Source organism: Ruminococcus sp. NATIVEDY161, assembly GCF_045819895.1.
Taxonomy (GTDB): domain Bacteria; phylum Bacillota; class Clostridia; order Oscillospirales; family Acutalibacteraceae; genus Ruminococcoides.
The window spans coordinates 272946-290201 of record NZ_CP162392.1 but is presented as its reverse complement, the minus strand read 5'-3'; the positions used below and the strand labels follow the sequence as shown (position 1 = coordinate 290201).

The following is a 17256-nucleotide window of genomic DNA, read 5'->3' as shown; positions in this document are numbered from 1 at the left end:
CTTTTTGCGGCTTTTCAGCCGTTTTCCTTGCATTTATTATACCATATTTCGATGATTTTTGCACTGTTTATCGGATGATTGGGATTGTTCAGTTTACATTTTGTAACGGTAGTTTTGCACCATTTATATTTGTTAGGCTGTGTGACCTTACCGCCTTTACGAATACCCTTTTCTTGCCAATACGCCATAGGAATCAGTACCTTGCGCTCCTGCAATATACGGGCAATCGTTTCGTTGCTCTTACCTTCAAGCGCCATTTTGAAGATGTCACGAACGATCTGTGCCGCTTCGGGATCAATAACCCACTTCTTAGGATTATCGGGAGATTTGATATATCCATAGGGCGGCGGAGCTAAAGGCTCGCCTGTACTACCCCTGATATGATAGGATGATCGGCATTTCTTGCTGATGTCCCTTGCGTAAAACTCGTTCAATACATTCTTGAACGGAGCAATTTCACTTTCACCCTCGTCGCTGTCTATATTGTCATTAACGGCGATGAAGCGGATATCTCTATCGGGAAAATAAGTGTCCATATAATATCCGACCATATCGTACCGCCGTCCGAGACGGGACAGATCTTTGACTATTACCGTTGAAATATATCCGAGGTCAATGTCCTCAATCATCTTCTGAAAACCGGGACGCTCGAAATTTGTACCGGTATAGCCATCGTCAACATAATAGCGGGTATTGGTCAGTCCATTTTCCTTTGCAAAGCGTTTTAGTAACTTCTTTTGAGATGAGATTTGTCAAGGGTATTTTCTGCCAAAGTTGTAATTTTCTTTCGTTCAAAAAAAACAAAACCGCCGAAAAAGCTGTAGATTTGCTCTGTCAGCGATCATATGTTTTTTCGACTGTCATTTAGTATAACTCAACCCATTTATGTACTGTCACATTAACAATGCCAGTCCTCGTAAAACACATTTAGCAATATAACTTTAATATAAAAATATAACAGAAAATGCTGCCAGACCGGAGCTTAAGTTATTGAAAAAACGGTTGTGACAATCATATAGCTGTCTTGAATCTCTGCAAAAATATCACCGTTCATTTTGCGCATCAGGGTGCGGCAGATGTACAGTCCCAAGCCGCTGCCGCTGTTACTACCCGTATTGGAGCCGCGCCAAAAGCTGTCGAAGATGTGCGGCAGCTCGTTTTTGCTGAGTGTGCAGCCGCTGTTGCGGATATGGATCAGCTGACAATCATCCTCCCTTGAAAACGCAATGCTTATTTTCCTGCCATCGCCGTACTTGACGGCATTTTCGATGATGTTTTGCAGCACTTCAATGCTTCTCTCCAAATCGCCGGAGAGAATATGGTCGGAAAAAGCGTCTACAGCGAAGTCGATTTTCAGCAGGCTGAGCTTATCGGTGTAAAACGCCTTGATTTTGTCGATTAGCGCCGACAGATAAAACTCGCCGTTGTTTACCTCTAAATTCAAAAAATCCTCGCTTGAAGTTTTTACAATGCCGTCTACATAGCCGCGGATATCCTCACATTTTTCCGTAATGCCCACGGCAACCTCTTTCTTCTTTTGTTCGTCCTTGTACAAGCCCTTTTCAAGTGCTTTTGCGTACAACTCGATTACACCGAGAGGCGTTTTGATATCGTGCGAGAGCGAGAGCACCATCGTTTTGTTCTGCTTTTGCAGGGCAAGCTCGGCGGATCTTTGACTATCCAGCTTCTCACGCAGCAGATCAAGTCCCCATAGGAATTTGCCGAAATATTTACTTTTGCTGTCCTTTAGCGGCGCTGTCAGATTTCCCTTTGCAAGCTCCGTAGGATAAGCGCTGATTTTCTCAAACGGACGGATGATTCTTATGAACAGAAACAAAAGCAGCAGCAGGACAAATGCCGCAGTCACGCTAAAGCAGATGTTAAAGGACGTTATCGCCGAGGTATTGTCGGCTTGGTAGGAATAATCAAAGCGGTAGAGCTTTCCGCCGATCTCCTTGACAAGATAGTCGCTGTCGCCGCCTTGAAAGCCATTTTCCTGAATCTCCACGTTTTTGATATAACTGTAATCGTTGAGAGAGTATGGCTCTCTGTTTTCGATTCTTGCGGCGATCCTTTCCGCTTCAACACGATAAGGGCGACCGGCGTCGCCCTTATTCTCGTTATGTAAAATGATATTTGCGCCCGTAAAAATCACTGCAAGGACAGCGATGACCGCAACTGCCAACTTGATAAAGCTTTTCATCATTTACCTCTCGTAGCGGTAGCCCACGCCCCAGACCGTCACAATATGCTTCGGCTTTTTGGGGTCGGATTCGATTTTCTGACGTAGCCATTTGATGTGTACCGTCAGCGTTTGCGGCTCTGAAAAGCTGTCAAAGCCCCAGATCTGATTGAACAGATATTCCTTGCTAAGTGTCTTTCCGCTGTTTTCCGCTAAGAGCAGCAGCAAATCAAACTCCTTTTGCGTCAGGTCGAGGGGTATGTTTTCTTTGAACGCTGTCCGCTTGCTCTTGTCGATTTTCAAAAAGCCGTCGGAGATTATATCGCTTTGATAACGCCGCGTGAATATTCCTTTGATTTTGGCAAGCAGAATGTCGATATCGTAGGGCTTTTCGATGTAATCATCCGCGCCGAGGATCAAGCCGTTGAGCTTGTCGTCCTTCTCGGTTTTGGCGCTGACAATGATGATCGGCGTATTGGCGGTCTCGCGTATTTTTCGGCACACGCCGAAGCCGTCAAGCCCCGGAAGCATGATATCAAGAATGACAAGTCTTGCGCCGTCTTTATCAAAGGCACACAAGGCGCTTTCTCCGTCTGCGCAGTGCTTTGCGGAATAGCCCTCCGCTTTTAGAAAATCGCATAAAAGCGTTGCCATTTCAAGATTATCCTCAACTACAAGAATGTCGATCATTATTTCTCACTCCAAAACCAGACTACCATCCCTGCTCCATAAGCCAGTTGTTCAGGGCTCGTTCTCTTGTTCTTTCGTCTTTTCCGATTAAATTATACTCTCCCTGAATGTTTCCGTCAACTATATAAAGCACTCTTGAGCATTTTGCTGCTACCTTAGCGTCGTGGGTGACAAGCATGATCGTCGTGCCGCCCGCGTTTATCTTGCAAAGCTCCTCCATTACCTCGTTGGAGCTTTGACGGTTGAGCGCGCCTGTCGGTTCGTCGGCAAAAATCATCTTTGGCTCGTTGATCATACTGCGACAGATACACGCCCTTTGCAGCTGACCGCCCGATACCTCGTTGATGTCGTTGTCGGCGATTTCAATGATGCCCAGCCTGCGCATCAACTCCTTGCCGCGTTCAAGCTTTTCCTTTGCGGAAAGCGTGTTTGCCTTTGACTGTCGTGCAGGGAGAATGATATTATCGAGAACGCTCAGGTTTTTGAGCATATACATCTGCTGGAAGATAAAGCCCATCTCGTCGAGCCGCAGCGCAGCAAGCTCGTTTGGCTTCAGTTTGGAAATATCCTTTCCGTTAAACAAAACCTTGCCTGCCGTCATTCTGTCCATTCCCGAAACGGTGTAGAGCAGCGTGGATTTGCCGGAGCCGGACGGTCCCATTACCGCTACCATATCGCCCTCGTCAACCGAAAAGTTGACATTGCGGAGCACATTGTTTTGTCTTTTGTTGGTGATATATGTTTTACAAAGGTCGGTTACTTCTAAAATTTTAGCCATGATGATGCTCCTATTCTACAGAATTGATTTCATTTGAATTGACCTTGCGAACCGAAAGCGCGGTCAAAAACACGCTGAACACAGTAGTCGCAAGTACGATCGCCGGATAGATAACGAAGGTTTTTAATATATCCATATCAAAGATAATGTTTTTAGCGCCCATCATTTTGAATACGCCGCCTGTCGTCAGCTTGCCGATCGGATCGGCAAGCGCTATCGAGAGCAGAACGGCGGCAATCATTACAATTGCGATCCTCAAGGTCTGCCAAAGGATGATCGAACGGTTTTTGAAACCGATCGCTTTCAGCATGGCGATCTCGCCGCGCTCCTTGGTGAGGAAGGATTTTTCCATCAGCACCGCGACTAAAATATCGATCAGAATGATGACAGGCAGCAGCAGCCCTGTTACTCCGTCCATCATACCGCCGACTCCGCCGACGCAGTAATCAACATAATCGCCCGCGTTCATCACCTTGTCGTCGGGGTACATCTCCTTTATCGCTTCTATTCTTTTCTCGATTTCTCCGGTGCTCGGATCGTCATTAAAACGAATCTGTAAATCGTTTAAACCGACAAGGTTTTGAAAGCTGTAGGTCTGACCCGGATACATACGTATGTTATTGCCCAAGGACATCATCGTTTGGTAAACAGCCGTGATCATACATTCTGTTTCGCCATCAGGCGTTTTGACTGTGACGGTATCGCCGATTTGTGCGCCCAATTTATCGGCGACAATGTAGGACATAGCTATCTCGTTTTTGTTCTGCGGCGCGGTTCCTTCCAGATACATATACTCGTCGGGGGTCATATTGATTCCCTCTGTGCCGTTAGTTTTCAACTTTGTATCACCTTTGGTGACGATAACGGTTGAGATCACTTCCACAAAGCAATCCGCTTCCCAACCCTTTTCCGAAAGGTCGGATTCTATCTCAGATATTTTTTGGTTCAACTTTTCTCTGCCGTCCGCAACCATGTATTTTTCAATCGAGCCCGATTCCACAAGTGCCGCGTCACACTGAGCCATATTTATCCAGTTGAGCATCTTGCTGCTCGTCATCGTTGAGGAAATATTCAGACCGACCATCAGCATAGAGATTCCGACGAAGAAAGTGAACAGCATTATCAAGAACCGCTTGGGACTGCTGAGGATATCATTGACCGCCATAAAGAACACAGGGCGCACAGGCTTTTTGCCCAATTTGATAACGCCCTTTTTCTTGTACCGCTCGCCTGTTGTGCCGCTGCGAACAGCGTCAACAGGCGTGAATTTTTTCACTTTGCGCGTGCTGAGATAACAAAACAGCACGATAATACACACGACCGCCGCCGCGCAAATAATTCCCAGCAAAAGGCTGTTGCCGTTCTCCATCACGATGTTCTGCGATACCATTTTGAGCAGCTTACTGCCGAACGGGAATGACAGTGTCAAACCGATGATTGCGCCTAAAACGGAAATTGCCAGATATTTCACCAGATACAACGAGCGGATCTTTCCGTCGGGAATACCGATCGCCTTCATGATGCCGATTTGACGGTATTCCTCGCTGAGTGTAAAGCTGATGGTAAAGCGCAGGATCACGACCGCGATAATGATCAACGCAATGCTGACCACGAGAAGGATACCGGCGATGACCATTTCCAATATATAAGTAAACTGTAGCGTGGATCGGTCTAAACTGAACGCTATCGCGTCACAATTGTTCAATGCTTTTTCAAGCGCGGGAATGTCGTTGGTATCAATGAAGCTGAGATAAAACAGATACGGCTCGAGAGGTTCGGCTTTTTCAAACGCCTTGTACTCGTTTTCGGAAATCAAAAACCTTGCATTTCCCATCATTCTTGATCCGAGCACCGCGTCCTTGAGCGTGTCCTTGACCGTAAAGGTGCGCGTGACATCCGCTACGGTAAGCTCGACCTTGTCGCCGACCTTGGCATTGCTGTTGTCAAGAAGAGACTGACGGACATACACCTCGCCGTCGGCAACCTCGGTGATCTCATTATCGCTGCCGTCAAAGTACCTTTGTATTTGATGAGACAGACAGCACACCATACTGGTGTTAGCGTTCTGGCTGTCCTTTTCCTTTGCGCGTCCGACGAACTTGTGTCCCGAGAGAAAAATACATTCCTCCTGCTTAAAGTCCGTCACGCCCTCGGCGTTCTTGACCGCGTCGGCAGCCTTTACGGTCCCTCCGCTTCGCTCAAAAACAGCATAATCGCCTACTCCTGCCTTATCAAAAAAGCTGTCAAGCGAGCCTGTCATCGACGTCAGGTTCATAACGCTTGACGAAATGAACATCACCGACAGAATCACAAACAACAGTATGATCACGTTCATTGTTTTTTTACGTTTCAGGTCGCGCTTCAAAATATCAAAAAACATACGCCTTCTCCTTTTCTGCCTATTATTGTATCACAAAATCCGCTTTTGTGAAGCTTGCAGATCAAGTATAGCGGAGAAAATATTAAATAATCCTTAAATCAAATTATTTCTCTTGACAATAGTGCGAATTTATCGTTCCTGTTCGTGAGATTTTCTGTTTTTCTGCTGTTGATGTGCTTGTTTGCGCTGTTGATAAACACATTCACGGACGGCGGGCATATTGATTTCGTCATCGAGCTTGCCGTCGATCTCGCTCCTGCTGCTGAAAAATGTGCTGCGAGAAAAGTGTTCGCCGTATGCGTCAGAAATTTGGCTAAGAGCGTTGTGCTCTTTGTCGGATCGGATATCCAAACGAGCCTTTCCAAATTCACCCTCGTTAAATTCTTTGGCTTGCTCCTTGTACTCGTCATACTGCCGTAAAACTTCGTTCAGCTCGGCGGTGTATCGCTTCTCTCGCTCGTCCAACTCAGCTAAAGCAGATTCCAGTCTGTCGAAGCTGTCGTTTATCGTTGCAACATCCTTATCATCGGTACGCTCCATAGTTTTTAACAAGCGAGCTTTTTCAAATTTGAGTTCTTCTATTTCCTCGGTCAGCTCGGCAAAACGGCGGTCAAAGTTACGGTGTGTTATCACCTTAAGAACGGGAGTGGACTTCTTTTGCTTTTGAAGTTCCTTACGTTCTTTTTTCTTTGTCGAGATTTGCTTGACAATACCCTTGTAGCTTTCGTAAGCTGCTTTCAATCCCTTAAGAAAATCGGAAACAATTCGCTTGCCGATCTGGGTATGCCGGATATGATAGTTGATGATGATCGCTTTCTCCCGCAAAGATTCCATCGCTTCGGCGAGAGTGGGGACGGTATTCTTGACTGCCTGCGAGATTTTGGTAAACGCCGCTTTCAGTTCAAGGAGCACAGCGTTATCTGCTTTGATTTGACGGTTAAGCTCACAGCGGTCGGCAATCAAGCCGCGGCGTTCCATCGCCTGTGCAACATAACCTTCATGGATCGTCGGCTGCTCGTCGATACCTCTGGCGGCGTTATTGCGGTGGTCGATGTGAGCGTCGGAGCGATTGGCTTCATCAAGATGTTTGTTCGTGATTTGCGCCCAATTCTCACGCCAAACGACAAGCTGCTCGTCGCTGTTCCAACGGGCGGTAATCGGATTCTGCCGTCCGAATTTCGTGCTTTTTGGATATTTGTTGGCTCGCTCGTAGCCGTGTCGCTCCGCTTCTGACGGTGGCATATACACCTTCTTTTTGCCGACATAATATTGATATTGCTTCTCCCAGCCCTGTGATTTAGCCTGCAAAAACTCGGCGGCTGTGAAGCCCTTTTCTTCTCCGTTGCGTTTGCAAAGATATTCCTTTTCGGTTTTGTATTGCCACTTGCCTTTGTCGTCCAACGGTCTGACGGTCAGCATAATATGAGCGTGAGGATTGTGTCCGTCAGTGTCGTGGATGGCAACGTCGGCGCACATTCCTTCTGCAACGAAGCTGCTTTGTATATAATCTGCCAGCAGATTGATCCATTGTTCTTTGTTGAGTTCAACAGGCAGAGCTCCACTAACTCACGGGCAAGTCGGCTGTCCTTTGTCTTTTCGGTACGTTCAACGGCGTTCCATAATTCACTTCGATCCTGCCACTCCTGCGGAGCATTTTCGGGTAAAAAGATATGCTCCCACACAAGCCCTCGCTTGCGGGTGAAGTCGTGGAGAACACCGTCATAGTCGTTCAAAATCTTGGAGCAGCTCATATAAGCGGACGCAGCGACAGCGCTCCTGCCTGTACTGCGCCCGATTACTTTTGCTTCTAAATGATAGATTGCCATAGCAGAAAATCAATCCTTTCTATAAGATTTTTGTTTCTTTTGCAACGTGACATTGCATCCAATCCGCCTTTGAAAAACTGAGATGGAAAGATCAAGTCTCTGCAACGGCGGGTCAAAAAAGTATTGCGAAAACGGTTGAGTAATACAGGGTGTCGCCGCAGCGATACCCACGCTGTCAAGGCTGTGGTACAGCGTTGACAATGCGGTTGTCGGACTGGCAACCGCACGGAAGTTGGCGGCTCTGCGGCAGCTTCCGCATGGCTCCAACGGAGCCGCAACCCTCGGAGAGCGCACGGTTTCAACGAATGTTGAAATACCACCGCTGACCAAAACTCTGCGAGTTTTGGCAGTGGTGAGTAAGTGCGCCCTTCGGGATAAAAGAAGAAACGCTCCGATTACTCGAAGCGTCCCGTTGATAATGATTATTTGAGCAGACTGCATAGATAGCCCTCCAATTGTTCCAACGACATTTGCCGAACTTGCGGCATAGCTTTCTCTAAAATGGCTCCCTCTTGGATAAGCCGATGTGTTCGTGCCGCTCGCTCCTTCACACGGTTACGAGCCTGCGCTTCTTCCAGTCTGTGCTTTGCTTGTATAAAATCTTTCTCAGTAAAACTCATCATATTATTTTCCTCCAATCAAAAAGGCGGCTTGTGAAATTGCTCTCACAAGCCGCCGAAGCGTTAATTGATTATGCTGTTTTCTTTTCTTCGCTGAACACCGTTTCGGAAGTGTTTTGATTCAACTTTTGTTGTTTCTTCATCTCGTAGCGTTCTTTTCGCATGATACGATTTGCTTCTTCTTTGCATTCCTTGCAGCAATACTTGACATCACTTCTTGTAGCAACGAATGTTTTACCGCAGTAATTGCAAACTATTTCACGCTTCCGCTTTTCCGATTCTTGCCGACGATAATATTTCGCTCGACATTTTGGAGAGCAGAATAGCGTATTAGACATCTTGGATTCAAATGAATTGCCACAACATTTACATTTGAGGGTAAAAGGCTGTCCTACTTTATGCTTGCCCGCTTTCATCAACTGATAGCGTTCACGGCTCAAGATACGGTGACGCTTCAACTGTTCCTGACGCTTGATTTCCTCCGCTGTCAATTCAGGCTCCGGCAAATCAAACTTGCCAATGAAATTAAGATAAATCTCTACCTCCTGCACACGGTCGCCATCAGCCTTTTCGGGAGCGTGTACAATGATTTTATCGACAAACTCGTTAATCATCGGTGTAGTCAACTCAGAAAAGTCTGTATATTTTTTCGCCAAAGCAAGAAACTGTTCAGCACGGGCAGAATCTTCTTCATAGTCTGATAACTGTTGCTCGGCTTCTGATACAAAAGCGGTCAACTCTTTTTGCTCCGCTTCATATTCCGCAAGCAGGCTGTCAAAGCGCTCTTCGGTGATTTTTCCAATAGCGTAGGATTCGTACAGCTTCTTGATGATACCGTCAAGCTCGTTGATTCTCCTGCGGCTTTTGTTCAGCTTGCGTTTCGATTCCTTAACCGCTTCTTTTTGACGAAGCTGAGATTCAGAACGCAGCTTGTTAAAAAACTCATCTTTATCGGCAATGACCGATTCACACGCCGCCTTGATTGTTTCAAGCACCAGCGTTCGCAATACCGCCGACCTTATATAGTGGCTTTTGCATTCTTTGACGTACCTTTGATGTCCCAAGGTGTATGCAGAGCAGTCAAAGAAATCAGCCGGATAGTTCCCTTTCTCCTTGTTGCCTCTGGAGCGGTGATTAAACATCTTCGCTCCGCAGTCGGCACAATAAACAAGACCAGTAAACGGATTCGCAACACCAAAAGTATCAATACGTTTCGGCGTTTTCCGCAGCTTCTGCGCAAGCTCCCACGTTTCACGGTCAACGATTGCTTCGTGGGTGTCCTTGAAAATCAGCCAATCCTCTTTTGGATTCTTGACAGGGCTTTTGTCTTTGTAGGATTCCTTATGAGAACGGAAGTTGACGGTATCGCCGCAATATTCCTGCTTGGCTATAATATTTCCGACGATATAACCGCTCCAACTATATGGGTGCGTAAATTCCTCTTTACTTTTCCATATACCGATTCCTCTTTTGGCAAAATAAACGGCGGGCGTTTCAACCTTGTCGTCAAAAAGAATACGAGCGATCTCATACGGTCCGTGTCCGTCAATCGTCAACCGAAAGATACGGCGGACAACCTCGGCGGCTTCCTCGTCAATCAGCCAATGGTATTTATCGTTAGGGTCTTTCCTGTAACCGTAAATTGCGCTGTTGGATGTCGGCTTGCCCGATTCACCTTTCACACGGATTGCCGTTTTCTGCTTACGGCTTAGATCGCGCAGATACCACTCGTTCATCACATTGAGGAACGGCGCAAACTCATTGCTGTTCTGATCATCGCTGTCTACGCTGTTGGCGATAGCGACAAAATGGACGTGGTATTGACGGAACAGTACCTCGGTGTAATAGCCGGTCTGCAAATAATCTCTGCCGATTCGGGACATATCTTTGACAAGAACGTGCGCAACCTTGCCTGATTCAATATCCGCAATCAGCCGTTTCCAAGCAGGACGGTCAAAGTTACCGCCCGAATAACCGTCGTCGGTATAGTGGACGAAGTTTTCATAGCCTCTTTGCCTTGCGCTGCTTTCGAGGTATGATTTTTGATTGATGATGGAGTTGCTGTCCCCGGCGAGTTCATCGTCACGGGACAGTCTCTCATACAGTGCCGTTATTTTTCCTTCAGTCTGTTTTGCTGCCATATCAGGCGCTCCTTTCAGACTGTCGGCTCATTTGTGGTAAATTGATTATACCACAAGCCTCGTCATTTTTAAAGGTTTCATTGCGAACAATTCGCAAAATTTTATCTTCCATTGTTTCGCCGTTCTCTTTGAAATACACTTTAACCTTATAGGTTGTAGAGCCGATACGGCGAATCATCGTTGTATAGTTGTTGGTCAATATATTACCTCCCATTGAATTTTGTAATTGATTTGTGTATAATAAAGGTCAGTCAGTTCCTTAATCTGTAACCCCTAAACTGAAACATTGATAAAAGCACCTTACCTACGCAAAAATGCTCCCCAAAAGCCGCTTAAACAGTGGCTTTCAGAGAGCAAAAGCGTTACATTTCAGCTTTATTCGCTCGGTGCTTTCTCACACGTTCTGCCGTTTGATGACGGCGAGCTTCTGTGGCACATTGCTCTGAACAATACGCCTTTCGTCCAACAGAAGCAAAGAGCTTGCCGCATTGCCGACACTTCTTTGTGGGTACGCCTTTGAATAGGGCGAACAACTCGGCGTCGGTAGGTAATACAGCTTGCTCGTAATACTTGCACAATTTGCTGTTGGTAAAGCCTACGCTGAACATATAGCACTCTGTTTCAAGCGGTAAGCGGCCATATTCTTTACTGTAGTTGGCACAACAGTTGGTAACGTGTTTTTTGATTCGTTTCTTCTCGCTGTTTGATAATTCTGCCATAGCGTTTCCTCCTTTTTTATTGATAGAAGTAATCTGAAATAAAGAAAACAGATTACCCCTCCATATATAGGAGAAATTCGGTACGGTTTGCGGAACTGTTTTTAGAAAAATTTTAAATAAATTTTGCGGGAGGTGATTTGTGGTGGATGATTACGAGGATATTTTGTCGGAACAGGAAGAAGAACAGTTCGCCGAGGCGTTAGCCGACGAACATCAAGCTGAATTGGAAGTACAGCTTGAACGTGACGAAGAACCGCCGCAGATCAACGAGCCACCCGAAACGAAAAGACTGAAACGGGAATTGGAGCGTGAAGCGCTCTCACGAATAGAGAATGCCGCAAGAACAGCCGATGACTTCAAAAATGTAATCGTTTGGTGGAACAGGCTTGACAGTAACCGTGAGCGCAGGGAGCGTTATCACGAAATAAGGCGAAGCGGTTTAGATATTCCTCTCGATTACGGTGCTGCGCTTGACGGCGAGGTTATTCCTTACGATGTAAACGATGTCCTGATAAAGCAAATTCGCAAGGGCGATTACATCGACGTCATCTTTCATTGTCCGTTTGAACTGAACGAATTGGTGACGGATGGTGATTTGTCAAAGATATTATACAAGTTATCCGACGATCATAAGGAGATCATCTTTAATACCATAGTGAGAAATATGAGCACAAAGGCTCTCAGCGAAATTAGAGAACAATCCGACAGAAATATCCGCAAGGTCAGAGCAACCGCCTTGAAGAAGATACATAATGCATTACTAAAAGTGTTATTGAACCGCAAAGAAAAAGGTTATCCTCTCACGATGGAAGAAAAGCAGTTAATAGAAAAAGCCCTTGACGATAGCAAGAGCAGTTAGTATAATGGTAATATATTATTGTATTTTTAGATTACATAGCATAATGACGAGGTGAATATAATGGATAAGATTATAGCTGAAAAAGCACAGAATGAATTAACGATGATATTATTGTACCTTTCACGTTTTACGGAGGGCAGCAGATTTTCCGACGGCAAAGATTTTTACGCTTGGAAAGGTTACGATTTCGATATTCTTAACAGCTTAGACGATAAAGATTATATCCGTCAGGGAGAACGCCCTTCCCGAAGAAAATCTGTTTATTTGACAGAAACAGGAATCGACTATGCCAAAGAGCTTTTAGAAAAATACGGGATAAAAGATTGGGACTGATATTATTATGAAAATGTTTAACCATTCCAATTCAACTTGGGTAAGGTACAGCGAATATGAGTGGAAACAAGACGAGAACGGCAAGCTGTATTTGACAGCCTGTGCTGACGCTCAGCCCGCAATATATGATCCGCTGAAAGAATATCAGCAGTTAGTTTTGGACGCTCTGTATATCGGACGCTTGGGTATGAAACAGGAGCAGGACGATACAGAAATACAATCCGAAATAAAAGACTTTGCGGAAAAGTATGGGCTGTTCGGATTGATGACAGCGTTGCCGACCACACCTTCTTTTATGGACTATGAAGCGGTGTATTTGCCGAAAAACCGTTTTATCAAAAAGGAAACGATGTCAACCGAGGAATACCTTGCTTTATTTTTCCCATTTGACAAACTTGATGTAGTAAAACGCAGCGTGGAATCCTTATGGAATATCGAAGGCGACAATATGATGATGGCGCTCGCTATGACAATGAGTGACAGACCTATGGCGGTCAATATGAGCTTTCAGCGTCAGTATGCCGAGAGCTATGAGTGGATGAAGCAGGTGTTTACCGATTGGGCATTTAACGCTACGACGGTGTTCCTTTATTACAACGACTATGATAAACTGGACGATGACTACAAACAGCTTATGCGGCAGAGTATCCGTGCATTTGATGGCAACGCTCCGAGCTATCACATTGAGCTGCTTGAACAACCGACGCTCGTATGGGATTTCCATTCGCTCCTGCTCGGTATTCAAATGATGTTATCCTTTATGCTGACCGACAAAAACAATCCCATAAGGGTATGCAAGAAATGTTCCAAATTCTTTGTGGCAAGCCGACCAAGCGCTGTGTTTTGCAGCCCACGATGCAAGAATCAGTATAACGTGTATAAGAATAGGGCGAAAAACAAAACAGATGAAACTGAGGAATAAGATATGAAGCAAAATGATAAGAAGATACAAATCCGTAATAGCACAGTTGACTTTCTCGTATTCACAAAAGACGCTCACGAGGAAGGAATCGAAGTCCGTGTGCAAAACGGTACTGTTTGGCTGACACAAAAGGCGATTTCTGAATTGTTTGATATTGATAGAAGCGTTGTAAATAAGCATTTAAAGAACATTTATGAAAGCGGGGAATTAGACGAAAATTCAACTTATGCAAAATTTGCACAAGTTGCCGACAACGGTAAAACCTATCAATATAAGTTTTACTCTTTACCGGCAATCATCGCCGTTGGGTATCGCACCAATTCCGAACGGGCAACTCAGTTCCGTCAATGGGCGACAAAAATACTTGATACCTTCACCAGACAGGGATATGTTCTTGATAAAGACAGGTTAATCAACGGACAGATATTTGACGAGGATTACTTTGACCACCTGATTTCTGAAATTCAGGAGATCAGAGCAAGCGAAAGACGGTTTTATCAAAAAATCACCGATATTTACGCTACTGCTGTTGATTACTCCTTAGACAGTCAGATTACAAAGGATTTCTTTGCAACGGTGCAGAACAAAATGCACTATGCTGTTCACGGTAATACTGCGGCGGAGGTAATCGTTGGCAGAGCCGATCACACAAAGAAGCATATGGGATTGACCACTTGGAAGAACGCTCCCAAAGGAAAAATCGTCAAGGCGGATGTATCGATTGCGAAGAATTATTTATCGCACGATGAAATGCAGGAGCTTAATGAAATCGTCACAATGTATCTTGACTACGCTACCCGACAGGCTCGCAGACACATTCCGATGACGATGGAGGATTGGGCTTCAAAGCTGGATGCTTTTCTGCAATTCAACGACGCTGAGATTTTAGAGGACAAAGGTAAAGTTACCGCCGCTATTGCCAAAGCTTTTGCAGAAAGTGAATTTGAGAAATACCGTGTTATACAAGACCGTTTATATCAAAGTGATTTTGACAGATTGATGTCAGAAACAGAAAATAGCGACCAATGAGAAACCCGCTGTCAGCGATTATGCTGATAGCGGGCTTTCCTTATACATATACAATTTCATTCAATACGATTTCTTTGGCACGGTTGCGGATATTATTCATACGCCGTACCCACGCCATTTGATCGGCAGCTTTGAGTGCTTCGGTAACTCCTTCCTGATTAGCCATAGCTTTTACAAGGCTTTCCATTCGCTCGTTACATTCTTCATCAATTTCCGCTAAATGTTCGGACAGCTTGCAAGATGTAAGCAAGTTGGTATAGAGAATTGGACGATGCTTTTTGAGATAACGCCTGCGGCGCTGTCCCCATACACCGATGTTATACTCCGGCTGTTTCGGCATTTTCAGATTTGGGAGCAAGTAGTCTCCCTTTTGGATGTAAGTACCGCCAAGCTGTTCAAAAATAGTTTTCTGTTTCATAATAGGCTCCTTTCGTAGCGATGTTTTTTACAGTTCGGATGACAGATTATTCTCCTTTCCTATAACTGCTTTTCAATTTACCACAAATGAGCCGCAGTCATATGTACTAAGGTAGTAGAAACTACCCTTTACATAATAGCTCTTGTAGATTTGCCGTATTCAGATGCGTTGTGACGACTATCTCATAATCATCGCCCCACATACGCTTGGCGGTTTCAATGCCAATACGGTGCGCTTCTTCGGGTGTGACTTCTCCAGCCTGAAAGCTTTGATAACCGTGATACGCAACATTACCGCCGAGCTTACCGTAACGTCGCTTGGTGGTCATCATCTGCTCATAGGCTCGCTTCTTCGGACAGTTGATTCCGCTGACATACATCTTTTGATCTGTCTTATCGCTGTTCTCAACGTAATTGAGAGTGGCGGCTAAGTCATCATCAAGATATTTGCGCTCGATAGTTTTATCGGGATTTTCAGCGTAATTGATAACATCCTTTAGCCGTCCCTTGACGGGCCAGAAGCCTGTTGTTGCCACGTCGTTACCTCCTTACAGATTTGCTTGGCGGTAGATTTTTCGGGCAACAAAAGCTGCCGTTGGATTTCATCAACTGCTTCAAGCAAGCTACGCTCGGTATCCGGTGATACCTTATCGGCAACCTCGTCACACAAGCGGCATAGCGTTTGGTAGAATTGAAAAAAGACATCAGGCAGCACCGTTCTCGGCGCATAACCCAATGTCCTTTGTCTGACATATTCGGATTGTGATAAACCACAGCTCTCGGCGAGCCGGGCTATCTTCTTTTTCTCGGACTGCGTAACACGCAGCTCGATTCTTGCATTCTTATCGTTCAATAATATACCTTCTTTCTTCGGGTGTTAGGGCGTCCCTAAAGATTTACAACAGCTTTGAGGGCTGTTGTATCTGGAATTTGCCGTACAAATTCCCTGCTTGCTACAGTATAAGACACAGCCACGGAGTATTAATTCCAACCGTTCTGCTGTGCCTTATGCTGTTGATTGTAATACTGTCTTGATATGACGGCATTTTGCCGTCAATTTTAATATCGGTCTTGAAATTTGCCGTCATCGTGCCGTCAATCAAACAGTTTAAGGTCGTCCAGAATATCCTGTTCGGCTTCTTCCTGTTGTTCTGCGGTCAGTGCCGAAGTGTTTGCCATAGGCTGCGGGGCAAAGTTTGCTTCGGCAAAGCAAGCCCGCATTTCCTCACGAATGATACTTCGGATATCATCCTCGTGCTGTTCACGGGTGATTGATTGTAAATCTACATAATCTGCGATCGCATCTAACACAAACTGATTGCGGGATTGATACTTCTTTACGTCAAGCGTCTGCATATATTCTGCGAGAGCACGCTCTCGAGCGTCGGTCAAATCAAAACGCACTGTCATTTTATACACGTCCTTCATTCTTCGCCTCGGCTCTCAAATAAACGTCTGCGAGATATTCATAACCTTTGGCGGCGGCGCAGATATCATCGATGAATTTTACACGGTCAAAATTACCGTGATAGAAATTCTTGATCAAGCAGCCGCCACCGCCGCAGACGTATAGCTTCATCGTGCTTTCATCATAGCCGTGTTCACGCAGGCGGCGGAAAATCTCGGCGACATATTCCTCCGCAATTGCGGAAATGATCTCCAAGTCGGAAGCGGGAATATCTGCCGTGCCTGTCTGCAACACCTCGTCGATAAGATAATCGTTCAGCTCTCTGCGTGTCTTACGCATAAAGCCTTCACGAATAGCGAGGGTGCATTGATAAGTGCCGAACTTCTCGGTGAACATTTTACCGCTTTGCGGTTTGCCGTTGACAAGATAAAGTGTGTTCATCGTTCCGTTGCCGATATCCGCTACCATACTCAATCCTTTGAGCGTAGACTTGATAGGCACGACCGCAGAATACCCCTGCGGATAGATTTTCACATCACAGATTCGGATATGATAATCTACATTCCGAAAAGCAAACGCTACCTCTTTGTTTTTTGACAGATATGCGGCAAAATCCGCTTTCTGTCCGCTTGTCCAAGTCAGCGGAAGTCCTGCGGCGATGATCACGTCAGCTTCGTTCAGGTTAGAATCTGAAAGCTCGGTTGCAATAGCCGCAAGGGTGAGAACGTAGTAATCCTCGTCAGTCTGCTTTTCGGGCAGAAACTCCTTGTGTCCTTCGCCGATCAGATAATACTTGCCGTTATAGACAAGCATATCCTTTGTGAACAGCGGCTCGCTGTCGTGGGCTGTGATGCCTGTCGGGAAACAATGGTTAGCGGTCTTAATGTTTCCGTAACCGTGATCAATACCAATAATAACTTTGTCTTTAAAACTTTTCATAATAAAATACCTC

At 45.4% G+C, this 17256-nt stretch carries 21 protein-coding genes; 4 read left to right on the top strand and 17 right to left on the bottom strand.

The features are described from left to right. Positions 1 to 14: 14 nt before the first annotated feature. From AB1I50_RS01390 to AB1I50_RS01340, 11 genes are all read right to left on the bottom strand, one after another. On the bottom strand, positions 15 to 749 hold the full coding sequence (locus AB1I50_RS01390; protein ID WP_407725307.1) for a recombinase family protein: 735 nt from the start codon (positions 747 to 749) through the stop codon (positions 15 to 17). Between the two features lie 233 nt (positions 750 to 982). Continuing rightward, positions 983 to 2206 carry a sensor histidine kinase gene (locus AB1I50_RS01385; RefSeq protein WP_407724428.1) on the bottom strand — a complete coding sequence of 408 codons (1224 nt, stop codon included), beginning with the start codon at positions 2204 to 2206 and terminating at the stop codon, positions 983 to 985. Beyond that, positions 2207 to 2872: a response regulator transcription factor gene (locus AB1I50_RS01380; protein ID WP_407724427.1), complete on the bottom strand. Its 666-nt coding sequence runs from the start codon at positions 2870 to 2872 to the stop codon at positions 2207 to 2209. 22 nt (positions 2873 to 2894) lie between these two features. Continuing rightward, a complete protein-coding gene (locus tag AB1I50_RS01375) occupies positions 2895 to 3650 on the bottom strand; it encodes an ABC transporter ATP-binding protein (RefSeq protein ID WP_316618545.1) in 756 nt (251 codons plus the stop codon). Positions 3651 to 3660: 10 nt separating this feature from the next. Further along, on the bottom strand, positions 3661 to 6030 hold the full coding sequence (locus AB1I50_RS01370) for an ABC transporter permease (protein WP_407724426.1): 2370 nt from the start codon (positions 6028 to 6030) through the stop codon (positions 3661 to 3663). A gap of 129 nt (positions 6031 to 6159) precedes the next feature. Further along, on the bottom strand, positions 6160 to 7533 hold the full coding sequence (locus AB1I50_RS01365; protein WP_407725306.1) for a MobA/MobL family protein: 1374 nt from the start codon (positions 7531 to 7533) through the stop codon (positions 6160 to 6162). After that, entirely contained in the window at positions 7443 to 7856 is a 414-nt protein-coding gene (locus AB1I50_RS01360; RefSeq protein ID WP_407724425.1) for a MobA/MobL family protein, read from the bottom strand. Before AB1I50_RS01360 ends, AB1I50_RS01365 begins: the two co-directional genes overlap by 91 nt. 422 nt (positions 7857 to 8278) lie before the next feature. Further along, entirely contained in the window at positions 8279 to 8476 is a 198-nt protein-coding gene (locus tag AB1I50_RS01355; protein WP_407725304.1) for a DUF3847 domain-containing protein, read from the bottom strand. 71 nt (positions 8477 to 8547) lie between these two features. Further along, on the bottom strand, positions 8548 to 10617 hold the full coding sequence (locus tag AB1I50_RS01350) for a DUF4368 domain-containing protein (RefSeq protein WP_407724424.1): 2070 nt from the start codon (positions 10615 to 10617) through the stop codon (positions 8548 to 8550). 1 nt (position 10618) lies between these two features. After that, entirely contained in the window at positions 10619 to 10831 is a 213-nt protein-coding gene (locus AB1I50_RS01345; RefSeq protein WP_092979358.1) for a transposon-encoded TnpW family protein, read from the bottom strand. Positions 10832 to 10979: 148 nt separating this feature from the next. After that, the gene (locus AB1I50_RS01340; RefSeq protein WP_407724423.1) at positions 10980 to 11336 is read right to left on the bottom strand and encodes a cysteine-rich VLP protein; all 357 of its coding nucleotides are present in this window, start codon (positions 11334 to 11336) and stop codon (positions 10980 to 10982) included. Between the two features lie 142 nt (positions 11337 to 11478). On the opposite strand from AB1I50_RS01340, the gene AB1I50_RS01335 reads away from it, so the two are divergent. From AB1I50_RS01335 to AB1I50_RS01320, 4 genes are read left to right on the top strand one after another with little or no spacing between them, the layout of a single operon-like run. Beyond that, positions 11479 to 12195, top strand: a complete 717-nt coding sequence (locus AB1I50_RS01335) for a hypothetical protein (RefSeq protein ID WP_407724422.1) — start codon at positions 11479 to 11481, stop codon at positions 12193 to 12195. A gap of 60 nt (positions 12196 to 12255) precedes the next feature. Further along, positions 12256 to 12528 (top strand): DUF6429 family protein, encoded by a 273-nt coding sequence (locus AB1I50_RS01330; RefSeq protein WP_316638143.1) that lies wholly within the window; start codon positions 12256 to 12258, stop codon positions 12526 to 12528. Between the two features lie 7 nt (positions 12529 to 12535). Beyond that, positions 12536 to 13450, top strand: coding sequence for a G protein-coupled receptor family protein (locus AB1I50_RS01325; RefSeq protein ID WP_407724421.1), 915 nt, complete (start codon positions 12536 to 12538; stop codon positions 13448 to 13450). Positions 13451 to 13453: 3 nt separating this feature from the next. Continuing rightward, positions 13454 to 14479 carry a virulence RhuM family protein gene (locus AB1I50_RS01320; protein WP_407724420.1) on the top strand — a complete coding sequence of 342 codons (1026 nt, stop codon included), beginning with the start codon at positions 13454 to 13456 and terminating at the stop codon, positions 14477 to 14479. A gap of 40 nt (positions 14480 to 14519) precedes the next feature. Here the strand turns inward: AB1I50_RS01320 and AB1I50_RS01315 are convergent, their stop codons facing one another. The 6 genes from AB1I50_RS01315 to AB1I50_RS01290 form a co-directional block, all read right to left on the bottom strand. Next, a complete protein-coding gene (locus tag AB1I50_RS01315; protein WP_407724419.1) occupies positions 14520 to 14897 on the bottom strand; it encodes a TnpV protein in 378 nt (125 codons plus the stop codon). Between the two features lie 121 nt (positions 14898 to 15018). Beyond that, positions 15019 to 15432 (bottom strand): relaxase/mobilization nuclease domain-containing protein, encoded by a 414-nt coding sequence (locus AB1I50_RS01310; RefSeq protein ID WP_407724418.1) that lies wholly within the window; start codon positions 15430 to 15432, stop codon positions 15019 to 15021. Beyond that, positions 15393 to 15749, bottom strand: a complete 357-nt coding sequence (locus AB1I50_RS01305; protein WP_407724417.1) for a plasmid mobilization protein — start codon at positions 15747 to 15749, stop codon at positions 15393 to 15395. The genes AB1I50_RS01310 and AB1I50_RS01305 overlap by 40 nt, the downstream gene beginning before the upstream one ends. Positions 15750 to 15849: 100 nt before the next feature. Then, positions 15850 to 15999, bottom strand: coding sequence for a hypothetical protein (locus AB1I50_RS01300; protein WP_407724416.1), 150 nt, complete (start codon positions 15997 to 15999; stop codon positions 15850 to 15852). Next, positions 15992 to 16306 (bottom strand): hypothetical protein, encoded by a 315-nt coding sequence (locus AB1I50_RS01295; RefSeq protein ID WP_407724415.1) that lies wholly within the window; start codon positions 16304 to 16306, stop codon positions 15992 to 15994. Before AB1I50_RS01295 ends, AB1I50_RS01300 begins: the two co-directional genes overlap by 8 nt. 1 nt (position 16307) lies before the next feature. Next, on the bottom strand, positions 16308 to 17243 hold the full coding sequence (locus AB1I50_RS01290) for a ParM/StbA family protein (RefSeq protein WP_407724414.1): 936 nt from the start codon (positions 17241 to 17243) through the stop codon (positions 16308 to 16310). Positions 17244 to 17256 lie beyond the last annotated feature (13 nt).